The sequence below is a fragment of the Vibrio sp. 070316B genome (assembly GCF_013114115.1).
GTDB lineage: Bacteria > Pseudomonadota > Gammaproteobacteria > Enterobacterales > Vibrionaceae > Vibrio > Vibrio chagasii_B.
Window position 1 is genome coordinate 40,295 of record NZ_VTYC01000021.1, and the last position, 16,153, is coordinate 56,447.

Consider the following 16,153-nt stretch of genomic DNA (forward strand, 5'->3'; position numbering starts at 1 on the left):
AAAACACGTTACACTGCTATCAATAATTTACTCAATGGAGAAATGGTAAATGGAACTAGAAACCTTGTTAAACACCCTGTCTGAGTCCCCAGAGAATGTGCAGTTTGAAGATACGATGCAGGTGATTGAAGCACATTATGACTTTTGTGAATGTGAATTTCGCAACGGGGATGTCGTGAATGAGGCTGGACAGAACAACGGTTCGTGTAAAATTTTTGCGTTCGGCCAAGATCAAGGGCTTTCAGCAGAGCAAACACTCGCGTGTTTTGGTCAATACTACCGCAATGATGTACTAGGTTTCCCAGAGAATACTGATCACCAAAACATCCGTAACTTTATGATTCACGGTTGGGGTGGGGTGGAATTCTCCCAGCCAGCGTTGGTATTGAAGTCTAAGTAAATAGGTTTCACCGGCGAAGTAAATACTTACTTAACATTAAGACCCTGAAGCGAGATGAGTTTATCTCGCTTCAGATTTTATATCTTTCCATACGGCAGGCTACTGAATTGGCAATTCAGACAAGCATTTACGACACATACATACTCCAAACTTGGGTACAGAGCTCGTGTCTCTTTTCTCTAGCTCAAAGCACCAACAGGTCTCTTTACCGGCACTGATATCGCATTGAGCTGGCTCATTACATTGCGGACATTGGTGGGTAGAGCTAATACCACTAAGGTTATTCATCACAGACTCTCTTTCACTCTCAGATAAGCCTTTCCAACCTATAATTTCGTCCATGGTTCTGAAGCAGCCGCTACACATGCCACCATTATTTTTACAAGCCGCTCGGCAAGGTGTTTTCATCTATCTGACCCTTGATTGGTTTGGGCTGAAATGTAACACACTTGTATCTGTTTTAAGAGAAAACTCACTAAAAATTGACTCTGAAAAATAGTAAATGACCTCGTAATTGAAAGGCTTTTCATGTAGCATCTCGCCCCTTTTGTTGACTGGGGGATATTATGTTTATTGGATTTGATTATGGAACAGCAAACTGTTCTGTGGCTGCAATGGTCAATGGAGAACCAAGCTTGTTACCGTTAGAAGGTAGCAACCACTATATTCCCTCAACCGTATTTGCTCCTACTCGTGAGAGTGTATCTGAACATCTATTTCGCCACCTGAACATCAAGCCGAGCGATGCTGTCGGTGAGCAAGTGCTACGACGTGCAATTGCCTACAACCGCGAAGAGAGTATCGACCTTGTGCCAGAAGACATGGCATTTGGTCAGGCAGCGTTGGATCTCTACTTAGAAGACCCGCGTGATGTCTACTATGTTAAGTCTCCTAAGTCTTTCCTTGGCGCAAGTGGGCTACATGACGTTCAGGTCAGCTTCTTTGAAGATCTAGTATGCGCCATGATGGCGAACATCAAGCAGCAAGCTGAGCTCACTACTCAAGAACAAATCAAACAAGCGGTTATTGGTCGACCAATTAACTTCCACGGTCGAGGTGGTGAAGAGGCAAACAGACAAGCTGAAGCTATCTTATCTCGCGCTGCGAAGCGTGCAGGCTTCCTTGATATTGCCTTTCAGTTTGAACCCGTAGCTGCTGGCTTAGACTATGAAAGCACTTTGACCGAAAACCAAACAGTATTGGTGGTTGATATTGGTGGTGGTACGACCGACTGTTCTTTATTGGAAATGGGCCCGAGTTGGTCTGGGAAAGCGGACCGTAGCCGGAGCTTATTGGCACACAGTGGTCAAAGGGTTGGGGGGAATGATTTAGATATTTACCTCGCTTTCAAACAACTGATGTCACCTTTCGGAATGAGCAGTAAAGCCATTTCCGGTATTGATATGCCATTGACCCAATTCTGGAATCCAATTGCTATCAACAATGTAGAAGCTCAGAAGAATTTTTATTCTCGAGAAAACCTTGCAGCGCTTAAGTTACTTCGTAAAGAAGCCGCAGAGCCACAGAAGCTAGACCGTTTACTTAAGGTTTATCACGATACCTTAGGTTACGGCATCGTACGGAGAGCCGAAGAAGCCAAGATTGCATTAGCAGAATCTTCTCAGTATCGCGCTGCGATGAATGTTGCCTCCGAGTTGATAGAAGTCGATATCTCAGTTGAACAGATGGTCGATGCTATCGAAACGCCAAAGTCGAAGATGATTGAGTTGGTTAAAGAGGCCATTCAACAAGGTGAGAAAAAGCCAGATGTTATCTATATGACAGGGGGCTCGGCACGTTCGCCTATCCTTCGTGAAGCGGTTCAACAAGCCGTACCGAATGTACCGATTGTAAGTGGCAACTATTTTGGTTCAGTAACGGCGGGTTTGGCTCGTTGGGCTGAGGTGTGTTTCAAATAAGAGTTCAATGATGAGTTATGAAGGGCAACCAGTCGCTGATTGGTTGCCCTTTTTTGTATTCGCGAAGGCCAAATTAGTTAACGGAGTAGCTTCTCGGAATCTAAAGTCGAAATTAGTTTAGGAGCCTAAATATTTCGACCGAATTCTAGATGTTACAAAGTGTTTCAGTTTTGGGGCTGTGTGATGTATTGGTCTGATGAGTAGTTTTGGTGCTTTGATTTTTAATGCTTTTTTAGTGATTTAAAAAGCAAAAATAAGTTTCATTTTTTGTAAATAAATCACAATGAGGATTTGCTTATCCTAAGTTAAAATTTTGTTTTAAATTGATTTTTTGTTTTTTATAGCATTGCTTTCTTTATTTTATATATTTTAATGCAACTTTTTTGTCATTCATCGATTAGTGTTTGCCTACTTGTTAAATGCAGGTAACAACTTCTCCGTAAGCACGAGGTTGTTAGTGAATAACTCACCCAGCTACAAATGGATATGACAATGAATAAGAAACTTTTAGCGCTAGCGATTTCTGGTGCAGTATTTGGTACACAGGCAGTTGCAGTAGAACTTTACAACGAAGACGGCACAACATTCTCAGTTGGCGGCCACGTTTCAGTGAACGTTAATGGTTCAGAAGAAGGCGAGACTGATGTTGGTACTAACTCTCCACGTATCAACTTTAACGCTACTCAAGAATTAGGCAACGGCTTCACAGCTGACGCTAAAGGCGAATGGGCACTTAACTACCTAGATGGTGGTGATGAGACATTCACAACTCGTCTAGGTTACGTTGGTCTAACTCACGATGAGTTTGGTCGTGCAGTTGCAGGTACACAATGGTCTCCTTACTACGATGTAGCGGCAGCGACAGATATGCCAATCGCGTTTGCGAATGACTTCTTATACGACAACCACGGTGCTCTTGGTACTGGTCGTGCAGACAAAATGCTTAGCTACCGCAATGCATTTGAGCTAGGTGAAGCTGGTGAGTTTAGCTTTGGTCTAGGTTGGCAAGGTGACAACGATGTTACTACTGATACAGAAAGAAACGTTGGCGGTGTAATTGTTACAACTCGCTCAACTGTTTCTTACGGTGACCGTGTTCAAGCAACTCTTGGTTACTCTATTGCTGGCGTTAAATTAGGCTACGCATTCAACACTGGTGACTTCACGGATTCTGGTGTTTCTAAGACTGCTGAATCTCACCTAATATCTGCAGCATACGGTTCTTACGGCTCAGGTCTATACCTTGCTGGTATCTACGGCTTCAACGAGAATATGAATGCTGGCCTTGTAAGCGGTACTACTCTTGAAGAGAGCGATGCTTACGAACTATTAGCTGCATACGCTTTTGCAAACAGCCTAAACCTTAGCGTGAACTACGAAGTAGTTGAAGGCGAAGTATTCAAAGGTGGTACAACTACTACAGCTCGTGAAGAGCTAGCTCTACAAGCTGAGTACAACTTCACTAGCAACTTTGTAGGTTACACTGGTTACCAATTTGACCTAAACGATGACAACGGTCGCACTACTGATGACAAGTGGACTCTTGGTGCTCGTTACTACCTATAAGTCGCAGACTGATTTAGCATAGTGTTTACTCCTTAGGTTTACCTTTTAGGATACTGTCCTAGACACCATGCTAAGCCCTCTCAAACCTTTTGGTTGGAGAGGGCTTTTTTCGTTTTGTACTTCTGTTTTGAATGGCCATTTCTTATACCGCGATTTCCTTATGAAAACTTCCCAATGAGCGAATTGAGCTAAAGATCAGAATTTAGAGATCAGTAGCCAGCTTGTCGAAGATTCTCTCTTTGTGATGAGGTAAACTCTGCATTCCAAAAATAGTTCAGGGATAAACTATGAGCAGCGTGGTAGATCAGGAAAAGTTAATGAATTCGAAACGAATAGCGACACCGACGAAAGTGCTGTGTGTTGGGCGTAACTATGTCGATCATATTGAAGAACTTAACAACGCGATCCCAGACGCTATGGTGGTGTTCAATAAGCCCTGTACTAGCGTAACTTCTTCCCTCTCTTCTTTTCATCAGGAAGCCCTACACTATGAAGCAGAAATTTGTTTCATCGTTGAAAACGGTCAATATTCAGCAGTAGGTTTAGGGTTAGATCTGACTAAGCGCGAGCTGCAAAGCAGCTTGAAAGCGAAAGGCTTGCCTTGGGAGCGCGCTAAAGCGTTTGATGGTTCTGCCGTTCTTAGCCGCTTTGTACCCACAACAGATTTGGATCTTGAAGACTTGAATCTAGAGCTGTTTATTAACTGTGTTCGTGTTCAGAAAGGGCACGTTGAGCAGATGCTATATTCCCCGAAAACTATCCTCGAAGAGCTCTCTTCTTACACGACCTTGCTGGATGGCGATGTTGTGATGACAGGCACCCCGAAAGGCGTCGGAGAAGTGCACCAAGGTGATATTTTCCTAGGTCGCCTTAAGTGTGGTGAGACAACATTGATAGAGATCGAGTGGGTCGCGAGTTAATTATTGTTATCGATTTAGTTAATAATTTGGTCTGATTTTATGATGTTGGTTTTTAATTCGATATTTTGGCTGCGGTACAACTGATTGCATCTGGAAGGGTGTTGGTAATTGATATAAAATCCGCCTCCATTTTTATCAATGCTGAACCTCATGATCGATTTAACCATTCTGCCTGTTTACTTGACTGCCGTCGTCGCTCTTCTTCTTTTACCTGGTCCTGATATGTTGCTGATTGCTAGCTCAAGCATGAGTTATGGTCGCAAGGTTGGTGTCTTTGCGAGCTTAGGTAACGCGACTTCAGGGATCATTCTTACTGTTTTAGCGGCGATGGGTGTATCTGCATTAATCGCAATGAGCCCTGTTGCTTTGAATGCTCTCCATCTATTAGGTGGTACATACTTGCTAAAAATGGGGTGGGACTGCCTGCGAACAGAGCAGGGCAACGCACCTGAACTGACTGATAATTTTGCCGCAAAGGCTTACTACCAAAGAGCGTTGATCAGTAACCTACTCAATCCTAAAGCTCTAGTGTTTTTTGTGATGTTTTTACCTCAGTTCGTGTCGACAAATATTGAGGCGACATCAGGAGAGCAGATGTTGGTACTAGGCTTACTACTGAATGTTTTAGGCTTAACGTTCAACTTCTTGCTTGTAGCTCTGGTAGGTACCATCGGTAAGTCACTGGTAGAAAATGCTAAGTTTCGTACCTATCAACAGAAAGTGATGGGTGGCGTATTTGTTGTATTAGCGGTTTGGATGCTGTCTTCTTTCTTCACTTCATAAGTAACAACCAAACGCGATTATCCGCAACCAGATGTTTAAAGAAAAATGGACGCTTAGAGCGTCCATTTTTAATTTAACTGATGCATTCTTAATGCGCTAATCCGTTAAGAGTTGAGCTCTTTCTGGTGTTGTTCGATGAGCTTATCCATATATTCTTCACCTCGCTGACGAGTGTCGTCATAGGTTTCTGTCCCCTCAAATTTTGTCACGGTTTCGTAATAAACCTTAACCTTTGGCTCTGTGCCCGATGGGCGGACGATAATGCGAGAACCATCTTCGAGATGATAGATGAGTACGTCACTCGCAGGGAGGTTTATCGCCTCTGTTGCACCACCAGTAATGAAGCGTAGCGAAGAGTGAAGATCTTCAATCACAGATATCGCAATGCCATTGATTGTTTTTGGTTGTGCTGCGCGAAGCTTAGAGCCAATTGAAGGTGAATCTGGGTCCAGCGCGATACTGCGCTGCGCATTGGTATGAACACCATGTTCGAAGGAAATCTGAGCCAGAAGATCCCACACTGTTCGACCTTGAGATTTTAGCTCCTCGACCAGTTGTGCGAAAACGACAATGGCTGACAAACCATCTTTATCGCGGACTTGAGTTCCAATCGTGTAGCCTAGCGCCTCTTCATAGGCGAATAGGAATTCGTTCTGTTCATCTTCCAACTGCATGCCAATGTTAGCTAACCATTTAAACCCGGTCAGAGTTTGGAAGTAGGTAGCGTTGTGAGAGTTAGCTACTTTCTCAAGCAGGGTAGACGATACGATACTGTTACCCACCAATTGATTTTTGGTGTGAGGTTTTGATAACAAGTAATGCGCGAATAGCACACCGACCTGATCGCCAGTCAGCATTTTGTATGAGCCTTCATCTGTTCTTACTGCAACCGCAAATCGGTCCGCATCAGGGTCATTAGCACAAGCAATATCTGCATCGACGCTTTTTGCTAGATTAACCACAAGATCCATTGCCCCTTTTTCTTCTGGGTTAGGGAAATTCACCGTTGGGAAGTGGCCATCAGGTTCTCTTTGCTCTGCAACGCTGAATACCTTATGGAAACCCGAGTCGTGCAGAAGATCTTCTGCCATCTGCGCGCCCACCCCATGCATTGCTGTATAAGCGATGGTGGTATTAGCAGACTCGATATCGTTCTTTACAAATGGGCTTTTGTTGATCGCAGCGCGGTAGGTTTGATAGTAACCCTCGGTGAGCCACACTAACTTGCCTTGCGTTTCTGCATCACTGAGGCTCATCAAAGGGATTGGCTTAGTCGCTGCGGAGTCAATTTCAGCGGCAATACCTGCATCATGAGGCGGTATAATTTGTGCGCCATTTTCCCAGTATACCTTGAAGCCGTTATATTCAGGTGGGTTGTGGCTAGCAGTCACCACAACGGCCGCTGCTGCGTTGAAATGCTCGATACCAAAAGCAACGATAGGGGTCGCAGCTACATTCGATGTTAGATAAACCTTGATGCCTAAAGCCGTCAGTACTGAAGCGGTATCAATCGCGAATTGCTTTGAATCTAATCGGCCATCATAGCCCACAACGACACCTCTCATGGTCGCGTTTGCTACATGTTCAATTAGATAGTGACCAAGCCCGGTCGCGGTTTCTTGAATGACTAAGCGGTTCATTCTGTTTGGGCCACATCCTACTTTACCTCGAAGACCCGCTGTTCCGAATTCTAATCGCTGCGTAAAGCGGTCTTTCAATTCGTCGTGCATTCCCTCATCAATGAGGTGTTGTAGCTCTTCACGAGTTCTTGGATCTGGGTCTCTCGCTAACCAATTCATAGCATCTTGCATAATCACTGAACCTTTTTATGTCGGTATGACTTACTGTTGGGATTAATTTAAGTGATATTGATTATCATTTCCATGAAAGCAATCGTAAAACTCGATTAAAAATAAATTCCAACGACAAAGACAAGTGGGCTAAGCCATTCTAAATAATTGACTATTTTGTAAGTAAACTTACCTTGAACAATTGGATATCACTAACTAGCCTTTTACATAAATATAACAAAATTGAACAATTTCGCCGTTTTTGAATCTTTCGTTGAAACCTCCAGACTTTGATAGACGTATAAGTCGGTAAGTTAAGAGGATCTAGCAGCCCGTTATAGGCTGTGCTCACGAGAGTAGTAGATTGAGATTCAGCCTTTTCATGCGAAGCCGGTACAGCAATGAGTGGTGTTGGGTTCGCAACGACATTTAGGTCGCATGTATCCAATTAGGAAGGATAAGGAGAGATCTTTTGAAAAGATTACTGGTTAGGCTAGCGTGGCTTTTGAACAGTTTTGTTGTGCTGTCGATTTCGCCGTGGGTGAATGCGAGTAGCGAATATAACATGACACAAGGTGTAACAGAGATCAGTGGTCAAGTGTATGAACTTCACATGTTGATCTTCTACATCTGCTGTGCAATCGCCTTCGTTGTGTTCGGTGTTATGTTTTACTCGATTCTGAGGCATCGAAAGTCGAAGGGCGCGGTGGCCGCTCATTTTCACGAAAGCACCAAAGTTGAAATCCTCTGGACCATCATTCCTATTATTATTCTCATCGCAATGGCGATTCCCGCTACTAAAACCTTGATAGCGATGGAAGACACCTCCCAATCTGAACTCACAGTTAAAATTACTGGCTCACAATGGAAATGGCATTACAGTTATTTTGGCGAAGATGTTGAATTCTTCAGCTTGCTGGCAACCAGTGATAAAGAAATCGAAGGCATTGAAGTGAAAGGCGCTCATTACTTGCTAGAGGTTGATAAACCACTCGTCCTTCCTGTCGATCGAAAAGTTCGCTTCTTGATGACTTCAGATGATGTGATTCACTCTTGGTGGGTTCCGGCCTTTGCCGTTAAAAAAGATACCATTCCGGGTTTCATTAACGAAGCTTGGACAAAAATTGATGAACCAGGCGTTTACCGAGGACAGTGTGCAGAGCTTTGTGGTCGTGCTCACGGCTTCATGCCGATAGTAGTGCATGCCATGGCAGAAGATGAGTTTGACGCATGGTTAGCAGAACAGAAAGAGCTAACGATTGCCGCACAACAAGCGGCTCAAGATGCGTTAGACGCGTCACTTTCTTTGGAAGAGTTGAACACTATAGGTGAAGAGGTTTACAAAACTCGATGTGCTGTATGTCACCAAGCAAATGGTGAAGGTATTCCTGGTGCATTTCCGGGTATCAAAGGAAGCCCTGTTGCTTTAGGAGATGTCGATGTGCATATCGACACTATTGTTTATGGTCGAGGGGGCACGGCAATGCAAGCCTTCGACAATCAGTTAACAGAAAAAGAGATTGCAGCAGTCGTAACCTACCAACGAAACGCTTGGGGGAACGATACTGGCGATGTGGTTCAAGCTTCAGATGTTAATGCCTATAAGGTCAAACAATCGGGTGGAGCGGAAGGCTCTGCGGATGAAGCACAAAGTGATGCTAAGGAGCAGCTATGAGTTCACCAATCGAAAAGCCGGTGAAATCGGCGCCTGCAGAAGACCAGGCTCTAAGTCATACTTTAGACGGTACCTTAGACAGCCATGATTTACCTATGGATGATCACGATTCCCATGCTGCTCCAAAAGGGTGGGCGCGTTGGTTGTATTCAACCAATCATAAAGACATCGGTACGCTATACCTATGGTTCAGTTTCGCAATGTTCCTAACCGGCGGTGCGATGGCGATGGTGATCCGTGCGGAGCTATTCCAACCGGGTCTACAACTTGTTGAACCTGATTTCTTCAACCAGATGACTACAGTTCATGGCTTGATCATGGTATTTGGCGCGGTAATGCCAGCATTTACGGGGCTCGCCAACTGGATGATCCCTATGATGATCGGCGCTCCAGATATGGCGTTACCTAGAATGAACAACCTCAGCTTCTGGATTTTACCTTTTGCTTTCTTAATCTTGATTGGCTCTTTGTTTACTGAGGGAGGCGGACCGAGTTTTGGTTGGACATTCTACGCGCCGCTCTCAACGACTTATGGCCCTGATAGTACAGCACTATTTGTATTCTCTGTTCATATTATGGGTATCAGTTCGATCATGGGGGCGATCAATGTCATCGTGACCATAGTGAACATGAGAGCTCCAGGTATGACTTGGTTTAAATTGCCAATGTTCGTTTGGACTTGGTTAATTACCGCTTTCTTGCTGATAGCCGTAATGCCAGTTCTCGCAGGGGCCGTGACCATGGTGTTGACCGACAAATACTTTGGGACGAGCTTCTTCGATGCGGCTGGTGGCGGTGACCCCGTCATGTTCCAGCATATATTTTGGTTCTTTGGGCACCCTGAAGTGTACATCATGATTTTGCCATCCTTTGGTATTGTTTCAGCAATTATCCCTGCATTTAGTGGCAAGCGTTTGTTTGGTTATCACTCAATGGTGTATGCGACTTGTAGTATCGCAATCTTGTCCTTCTTAGTGTGGGCGCACCACATGTTCACTACGGGGATGCCCGTCTTTGCAGAGCTGTTCTTCATGTATTGCACCATGTTGATAGCTGTACCCACAGGAGTGAAAGTCTTTAACTGGGTCGCAACCATGTGGCGAGGCGCATTGACTTTCGAAACCCCAATGCTGTTCACCATTGCCTTTATCGTTCTGTTCACGATAGGTGGCTTGTCTGGATTGATGCTGGCTATTGTTCCTGCAGATTTCCAATACCACGACACCTATTTTGTAGTGGCTCACTTCCACTATGTTCTGGTGACTGGTGCCGTGTTCTCGATAATGGCCGCCGCTTATTATTGGTTGCCTAAGTGGACTGGTCATATGTACGACCACAAGCTCAGTCTATGGCACTTCTGGACGTCAGTAATCTCAGTGAATGTTCTTTTCTTCCCTATGCATTTCCTAGGTTTAGCGGGGATGCCACGTCGTATTCCAGACTACGCTATCCAGTTCGCCGACGTTAACCAAGTGGTGTCGATAGGTGGCTTCGCCTTTGGTTTGTCTCAATTGATCTTCTTATGGTTGGTTATTAAATGTGTAAGAGGTGGTGAGCCAGCATCAAGCAAGCCATGGGAACGTGCTGAAGGGCTAGAGTGGACGGTACCAAGCCCTGCACCTCATCATACTTTTACTCATCCACCTAAAATCGATTAGAGGGATGAGTTATGAGTGATAAGCAAAGCGATCTAGATAAAAACCAACCAAAGCGGTCAACCAAGAAGCGATCAACTAAAAAGCTAACGGGCTACTTGGTCTTGAGTGTGGTTGTGATGTTTGGTTTCGGTTTCGCTTTAGTACCACTCTACGATGTGATGTGTGAGGCTTTAGGTATTAATGGCAAAACCAATACCGTGTCTGCGGTTCAGCCACGGGGTATGCAGCCAGATTATTCTCGTACGGTTCGTGTGGAGTTTATGTCGCACATCAAACCTGATATGCCCTGGCAGTTCGTTCCTGAAGATCGTGTGTTAGAGGTTCACCCTGGTGAGGTAATTCAAACGAATTACATCGCCAAAAATTTATCAGGAAACTCTCTAGTGGGGCAGGCTGTGCCTTCAGTATCTCCAGGGATGGGGGCGACTTACTTTAATAAGATGGAATGCTTCTGCTTTAACCAGCAGCCATTAGAGGGGTATAAAAGCGCTGAAATGGGTTTGATATTTTACATAGAGCCAGATATTCCAGAATCGATCCACACACTGACGCTCTCTTATACGCTATTTAACATTACGAATGAGGTGGTCGGGGAATCAAGTAGTGCCGAGCCTAATGTAATCGCGAGTAACTAGGAACCAGAATCAACAAAAGGAGTTGAGCGATGAGTTCTAAAAAGGAAGTTTATTTCGTTCCACATCAAAGCCATTGGCCATTAGTCGGTGCCGTTGCGCTATTTCTTGTTGCGGTTGGAGCAGGGTTAACCGTGCAAAACATGGGCACTGATGCCGCTGGCGGTGTGTTCGGTAAGGCTGTGTTGTTCGTCGGGTTTGCGGTGTTGCTTTACATGCTTGCGGGTTGGTTTAGCAACGTGATTACAGAATCCTTGAGCGGCCTCTATTCTGAGCAAATATCCCGCTCTTTCAGGCAAGGCATGAGTTGGTTCATCTTTTCTGAAATCATGTTCTTCGGTGCTTTCTTTGGCGCGCTGTTCTACGCTCGTATGATTTCTGTCCCATGGATTGGCGGGGCGGGCAACAATGAAATGACTCATGAAGTATTGTGGCCAATGTTCCAATCAATGTGGCCGCTGACTACGACACCGGATGGCGTAACAACACAAGCTATGCCATGGCAAGGAATTCCACTCAAAAACACCATTATCCTATTGCTTTCGTCCATCACGCTGCATATGGCCCATCTAAGCCTCGAACAAAACAAGCGCATGGCATTAATCGTTTGGTTAGAGATCACCATCGTTCTGGCTGGGTTCTTCCTATTTTTTCAAGTTGAAGAGTATATCCATGCTTATCAAGATATGGGCCTTACTCTTCAATCGGGAATCTATGGCAACACCTTCTTCTTACTGACGGGTTTCCATGGTTTACATGTCTGCTTAGGGACGATCTTTTTAATCGTGCTGTTGGCTAGGGTTGCCAAAGATCACTTTACACCCAAAGACCATTTTGCATTCCAAGCCGGCAGTTGGTATTGGCACTTTGTTGATGTGGTGTGGTTAGGATTATTCGTGTTTGTATACGTACTTTAGCGAAGCGACAGAGCTAAAGGGCTTAATAAGGACGAGGGTTGGGAGTTATCACTCCTGACCCTAAAGCAAGCAATAGCAGTAACACAGCAACGGCTGACCACATGACTCGACGCCCCAAGAAGTGACTCAGCTTTTTGCCATTGTGTTTGCTAGAAGCGATTTGAATGAGCCCTTTCATTAAGTTGAATGCAATGAAAAACAGCAGGGCAACTAACACAACTTTGAATAACAGGATAAAGGTAGGTGACGCCATAGTGATAACTCCAAACCGTTTGAATCATGATGAACGAACGTTCCGCAGTAAAGGTTTTTGGTTTGCGGTTGCTTTAACTTTGGTTTCAGTCGGCACTTTAATCAAGCTGGGTTTATGGCAGTTAGACAGAGGTAACGAGAAACTACGTTATGAGCAGCAGCTATCGCAGAGAGCTATGCAACCTTCTAAACCACTAGATGCAGTGCTCAATGAATGGCAAGAGGCAAGCATTGGAACTCAGCAGCCGGTGCCCCCTTCGACCTTAAATGGCTTGAAAGCTGACGTCGAATTAGTGAAATCGAGTGGTTTAATTCTCTTGCTGGAGAATCAAATCAATCAAGGAACGGTGGGGTATGTGATTTACATGCTGGGCGAGGTTCAAACTCAAGATGGAAGAAAACAGCTTTTGATCGATCTTGGATTCGTTGCAGCAAGTAATGACAGAAGAGAGCTACCAGGAATAGGAAAGATCACGCTACCAATCGAGATGTCTGGTCGCTTGTACACACGTTCGGTGAATCCGTTAAGTCAGGAACTTGGGCTAGAAAACACGACGCCGAAAAGGATTCAAAATATCAACATAGAAGCGTTATCACAATACACAGGGCAAGAGGTGTTACCGTTCGTTTTTCAACCTCAGAGCTTAGATTCATGGCCTTATGAAATGCTATGGCGCCCGACTGCGATGAAGTCTGAGAAGCACTTCGGTTACTCATTTCAATGGTTTGTGATGGCTGCAGTATTGCTTTCGCTGATGTTGTTGATTGGGTTCAGATACTTGAAGAAACATAGTCACATTAATAAGAAGTAAATGCTTGTAACGACATAAACACGGTTAGTGATCGGCAGCGACTAATACAGGGAATCAAAATGGATAAGTCTCAAACACAAACTAAAAAGGAAAGTACCGATGCTAATCTTGCTGCGTTTAAACAGCGCCGCTCACGTGGTCGACTTATCTTCATCGGGTTGATCTTGGTCTTCGCCTTACCTGCCATTATTGCTAAAACTGTATTAGAGCAGAATTGGTACACATCTGGTGTGACAAACAGTGGGGAGTTAGTTGAGCCAAGAGTGACTCTACAAGATTTTGGGCTGACGACGCCGATGGAAGGAGAAGGGTGGTTGGTGGGTTACATTGCGCCAACGGACTGCGATAGCTTATGCGAACAACAACTCCATTACTTGAACCAAAGCTACTTAGCGCTAGGGAAGAACAAAGAACGAGTGACAGCTGTGGTTTTTGTTTCTGAAGGGGATGCATTACCAGGAGCATTTAACAAACCTGGTTTGTCATTTCTGTCTGGTGGGGAGCAGTTGAGCACTAAGTTTGCACCAGCTTCGATTGTTATCATTGATCCCCTTGGGCAACTCGTTATGGAATACAAAAGTGTCTCAGAACCGTCGCAGTTAGTCGGGCAGTCCAAAGGCATGGTTCATGACCTCAGAAAGCTTCTAAAGCTATCACGTGTTGGATAGTTGATAAGCGAATCGGTTTGACTGTGGTGACTGAACTCTGGCAGCGAAAGGGAATAAGTATAGGGAGATAAACGATGCAGAACAAAGCCCCTGATTTACTCATGCTCGTGATGCGAGTGACTATCTTACTGACGCTGACAGTGATTGTGCTCGGTGCTTATACCCGATTATCGGATGCTGGGCTTGGTTGCCCTGACTGGCCTGGGTGTTATGGAAAGCTCACGGTACCTTCAGATGCCCAAGCGGTGAACCAAGCTAACCTCCAATTCCCTGAACGTGCTCTTGAGGCTGATAAAGCTTGGATAGAGATGATACATCGCTACTTTGCTGGTTCATTAGGGCTTCTCATCTTTGTTGTAGTTGCTTGGTGTATTAAGAAGAACATCACTTCTGCTGGACTACCGTTACTTATTGCAGCAACGGTGATCTTTCAAGCTTTGTTAGGGATGTGGACAGTGACTCTCAAACTGATGCCTGTTGTGGTGATGGCGCACTTGATGGGAGGGTTCACTCTGCTGTCTCTGCTCTGCCTACTGTATTGTCGCCTCTCTAATTTCCAGACTCGGTTCAGTGAAACGACATACTCGGCGACGAGCAAGTTTGCTGCGTTACTTGGCCTGATGGTTGTAATTGGACAGATCTTACTTGGCGGTTGGACGTCTTCAAATTATGCCGCGCTGGTATGTACTCAACTGCCTATCTGTGAAGGTAATTGGATAAGCTACCTAGATTTGAAGAATGCGTTCGACTTTGCACAGCATGGGCATGATAACTATGAGTTTGGTGTGCTCGAGTATCCCGCAAGGCTCACCATACATGTCATGCATAGGTTTGGCGCTATTGTGGCAACGATAACGGTGCTAATGGTCGTGTATCAGTTGTGGAAGCTTGGTCAAACAGCGCACCAAAAACTGGGTGTCATTGTGGCATTGGTATTAGCCGTGCAAGTCAGTTTAGGGATCAGTAACGTGTGGTTCCATCTACCGATTTCAGTGGCAGTGCTTCATAACTTAGTTGCGGCGATGCTGCTTGTCAGTCTGGTTGCGACAAACTTTGTAGTGTGGCAACGAAAACCAAGTGAGCGCTTGGCAAAGAACAGTGTATTACAAGGAGGTAATCATGGTCAGTAGAACTTCAACACAGCATCAAATTGTGGTTCAAGATACCGCTTCAAGTCATGAAGTTGCTGCTCAAAACAAAGCAGCTTGGAAGGTCTATTTAACACTGACTAAGCCTAAAGTGGTTGCTTTGATGTTGTTAACAGCATTAGTCGGCATGTGTTTAGCGGTGCCTAATGGATTGCCATTACAGCAAGCATTATTTGGCATGGTAGGGATAGGGTTGATGGCGGGTTCAGCTGCTGCATTTAATCACTTGATCGACAAGAAGATCGACGGGCAAATGTCTCGTACTAATCGTCGTCCTTTACCATCGGGTGAGCTCAGCAGTGTACGAGTATTCGCCTTTGCAGCAGGTATCGGTTTACTTGGTTTTGTGACTTTAGCCTTGTTAGTTAACCCGCTTACGGCTTGGCTAACCTTTGCGAGCTTATTAGGTTATGCGGTTATCTATACCATGTATTTAAAACGAGCGACGCCACAGAACATTGTCATTGCAGGGATCGCAGGGGCAATGCCACCTTTATTGGGTTGGACGGCAGTGACTAACGAGTTGCACTCCAACGCATGGCTACTGGTGATGATCATCTTCATCTGGACACCTCCTCACTTTTGGGCGCTTGCGATTCATCGTCGTGACGAATATGCCAAGGTAGATATCCCGATGTTGCCTGTGACACATGGGATAACTTACACCAAGACTTCAATTCTGCTGTATACACTATTGCTGAGCATCGTGTGTGTGCTGCCAGTATTGGTTGGAATGAGCAGTTGGATATACCTGAGCGCGTCTTTGGTGCTCAACGGTGGGTTTGTTTATCATGCCTGGGTATTGAAGTATCGTGATGAGCCTAACATGGCGATGAAGACATTCAAGTTTTCTATTTATCATCTCATGATTTTGTTTGTTGCTTTGCTGGCAGACCATTACCTCCTTTAAGATCAGACTTGTAGATGAATACTGAATAAAAAACGGATGCGCTTGGCATCCGTTTTTGTTTGGCTGATTGCTTAGTTTCACTATCATGAAAGTAAGCACAGAG

16 protein-coding genes are annotated in these 16,153 nt (G+C 44.8%); 13 read left to right on the forward strand and 3 right to left on the reverse strand.

The features are described 5' to 3' along the window. Positions 1-49 precede the first annotated feature (49 nt). Entirely contained in the window at positions 50-400 is a 351-nt protein-coding gene (locus F0251_RS16005; protein WP_061031245.1) for a HopJ type III effector protein, read from the forward strand. A gap of 99 nt (positions 401-499) precedes the next feature. Here F0251_RS16005 and F0251_RS16010 read toward each other — a convergent pair whose 3' ends face one another. Further along, positions 500-808, reverse strand: a complete 309-nt coding sequence (locus F0251_RS16010) for a DUF1289 domain-containing protein (RefSeq protein ID WP_081090287.1) — start codon at positions 806-808, stop codon at positions 500-502. A 158-nt stretch (positions 809-966) separates the two neighbouring features. Between F0251_RS16010 and yegD the strand changes: the two genes are divergently transcribed. The 4 genes from yegD to F0251_RS16030 all read left to right on the forward strand — a co-directional run bounded on the left by yegD (position 967) and on the right by F0251_RS16030 (position 5,588). Further along, a complete protein-coding gene (gene yegD, locus F0251_RS16015) occupies positions 967-2,319 on the forward strand; it encodes a molecular chaperone (RefSeq protein ID WP_171731343.1) in 1,353 nt (450 codons plus the stop codon). Between the two features lie 492 nt (positions 2,320-2,811). Then, positions 2,812-3,885 (forward strand): porin, encoded by a 1,074-nt coding sequence (locus tag F0251_RS16020; protein WP_116870890.1) that lies wholly within the window; start codon positions 2,812-2,814, stop codon positions 3,883-3,885. 287 nt (positions 3,886-4,172) lie between these two features. Continuing rightward, entirely contained in the window at positions 4,173-4,805 is a 633-nt protein-coding gene (locus tag F0251_RS16025; RefSeq protein ID WP_116870889.1) for a fumarylacetoacetate hydrolase family protein, read from the forward strand. A 150-nt stretch (positions 4,806-4,955) separates the two neighbouring features. After that, a complete protein-coding gene (locus tag F0251_RS16030; RefSeq protein ID WP_061031342.1) occupies positions 4,956-5,588 on the forward strand; it encodes a LysE family translocator in 633 nt (210 codons plus the stop codon). 104 nt (positions 5,589-5,692) lie between these two features. On the opposite strand, the gene F0251_RS16035 is transcribed toward F0251_RS16030, so the two are convergent. Then, positions 5,693-7,399: a phospho-sugar mutase gene (locus F0251_RS16035; protein WP_116870888.1), complete on the reverse strand. Its 1,707-nt coding sequence runs from the start codon at positions 7,397-7,399 to the stop codon at positions 5,693-5,695. 451 nt (positions 7,400-7,850) lie between these two features. On the opposite strand from F0251_RS16035, the gene coxB reads away from it, so the two are divergent. Genes coxB through F0251_RS16055 form a run of 4 tightly spaced genes read left to right on the forward strand, consistent with a single transcriptional unit; the run spans position 7,851 to position 12,260 of the window. Beyond that, a complete protein-coding gene (coxB, locus tag F0251_RS16040) occupies positions 7,851-9,053 on the forward strand; it encodes a cytochrome c oxidase subunit II (RefSeq protein WP_116870887.1) in 1,203 nt (400 codons plus the stop codon). Then, positions 9,050-10,711 (forward strand): cytochrome c oxidase subunit I, encoded by a 1,662-nt coding sequence (ctaD, locus tag F0251_RS16045; protein WP_171731344.1) that lies wholly within the window; start codon positions 9,050-9,052, stop codon positions 10,709-10,711. The genes coxB and ctaD overlap by 4 nt, the downstream gene beginning before the upstream one ends. 11 nt (positions 10,712-10,722) lie before the next feature. Next, the gene (locus tag F0251_RS16050) at positions 10,723-11,346 is read left to right on the forward strand and encodes a cytochrome c oxidase assembly protein (RefSeq protein WP_171731345.1); all 624 of its coding nucleotides are present in this window, start codon (positions 10,723-10,725) and stop codon (positions 11,344-11,346) included. Positions 11,347-11,375: 29 nt separating this feature from the next. Then, a complete protein-coding gene (locus tag F0251_RS16055) occupies positions 11,376-12,260 on the forward strand; it encodes a cytochrome c oxidase subunit 3 (protein ID WP_105057991.1) in 885 nt (294 codons plus the stop codon). Between the two features lie 22 nt (positions 12,261-12,282). Here F0251_RS16055 and F0251_RS16060 read toward each other — a convergent pair whose 3' ends face one another. Beyond that, positions 12,283-12,513, reverse strand: a complete 231-nt coding sequence (locus tag F0251_RS16060) for a DUF2909 family protein (protein WP_061031236.1) — start codon at positions 12,511-12,513, stop codon at positions 12,283-12,285. Between F0251_RS16060 and F0251_RS16065 the strand changes: the two genes are divergently transcribed. The 4 genes from F0251_RS16065 (at position 12,425) to cyoE (ending at position 16,050) form a co-directional block, all read left to right on the forward strand. Then, positions 12,425-13,324 carry an SURF1 family protein gene (locus F0251_RS16065; protein WP_171731346.1) on the forward strand — a complete coding sequence of 300 codons (900 nt, stop codon included), beginning with the start codon at positions 12,425-12,427 and terminating at the stop codon, positions 13,322-13,324. The genes F0251_RS16060 and F0251_RS16065 overlap by 89 nt on opposite strands. 59 nt (positions 13,325-13,383) lie before the next feature. After that, a complete protein-coding gene (locus F0251_RS16070; RefSeq protein ID WP_171731347.1) occupies positions 13,384-13,992 on the forward strand; it encodes a hypothetical protein in 609 nt (202 codons plus the stop codon). A 74-nt stretch (positions 13,993-14,066) separates the two neighbouring features. Beyond that, a complete protein-coding gene (locus tag F0251_RS16075; RefSeq protein ID WP_171731348.1) occupies positions 14,067-15,122 on the forward strand; it encodes a heme A synthase in 1,056 nt (351 codons plus the stop codon). Continuing rightward, complete coding sequence (gene cyoE, locus F0251_RS16080; RefSeq protein ID WP_116870880.1) at positions 15,112-16,050, forward strand: heme o synthase; 939 nt, start codon at positions 15,112-15,114, stop codon at positions 16,048-16,050. Before F0251_RS16075 ends, cyoE begins: the two co-directional genes overlap by 11 nt. Positions 16,051-16,153 lie beyond the last annotated feature (103 nt).

What these genes read in the sequence shown, in the direction of transcription:
- F0251_RS16005 (WP_061031245.1), top strand. Translation starts at nt 50, where the DNA reads ATGGAACTAGAAACCTTGTTAAACACCCTGTCTGAGTCCCCAGAGAAT.
- F0251_RS16010 (WP_081090287.1), bottom strand. Translation starts at nt 808, where the DNA reads ATGAAAACACCTTGCCGAGCGGCTTGTAAAAATAATGGTGGCATGTGT.
- yegD (WP_171731343.1), top strand. Translation starts at nt 967, where the DNA reads ATGTTTATTGGATTTGATTATGGAACAGCAAACTGTTCTGTGGCTGCA.
- F0251_RS16020 (WP_116870890.1), top strand. Translation starts at nt 2,812, where the DNA reads ATGAATAAGAAACTTTTAGCGCTAGCGATTTCTGGTGCAGTATTTGGT.
- F0251_RS16025 (WP_116870889.1), top strand. Translation starts at nt 4,173, where the DNA reads ATGAGCAGCGTGGTAGATCAGGAAAAGTTAATGAATTCGAAACGAATA.
- F0251_RS16030 (WP_061031342.1), top strand. Translation starts at nt 4,956, where the DNA reads ATGATCGATTTAACCATTCTGCCTGTTTACTTGACTGCCGTCGTCGCT.
- F0251_RS16035 (WP_116870888.1), bottom strand. Translation starts at nt 7,399, where the DNA reads ATGCAAGATGCTATGAATTGGTTAGCGAGAGACCCAGATCCAAGAACT.
- ctaD (WP_171731344.1), top strand. Translation starts at nt 9,050, where the DNA reads ATGAGTTCACCAATCGAAAAGCCGGTGAAATCGGCGCCTGCAGAAGAC.
- F0251_RS16050 (WP_171731345.1), top strand. Translation starts at nt 10,723, where the DNA reads ATGAGTGATAAGCAAAGCGATCTAGATAAAAACCAACCAAAGCGGTCA.
- F0251_RS16055 (WP_105057991.1), top strand. Translation starts at nt 11,376, where the DNA reads ATGAGTTCTAAAAAGGAAGTTTATTTCGTTCCACATCAAAGCCATTGG.
- F0251_RS16065 (WP_171731346.1), top strand. Translation starts at nt 12,425, where the DNA reads ATGAGCCCTTTCATTAAGTTGAATGCAATGAAAAACAGCAGGGCAACT.
- F0251_RS16060 (WP_061031236.1), bottom strand. Translation starts at nt 12,513, where the DNA reads ATGGCGTCACCTACCTTTATCCTGTTATTCAAAGTTGTGTTAGTTGCC.
- F0251_RS16070 (WP_171731347.1), top strand. Translation starts at nt 13,384, where the DNA reads ATGGATAAGTCTCAAACACAAACTAAAAAGGAAAGTACCGATGCTAAT.
- F0251_RS16075 (WP_171731348.1), top strand. Translation starts at nt 14,067, where the DNA reads ATGCAGAACAAAGCCCCTGATTTACTCATGCTCGTGATGCGAGTGACT.
- cyoE (WP_116870880.1), top strand. Translation starts at nt 15,112, where the DNA reads ATGGTCAGTAGAACTTCAACACAGCATCAAATTGTGGTTCAAGATACC.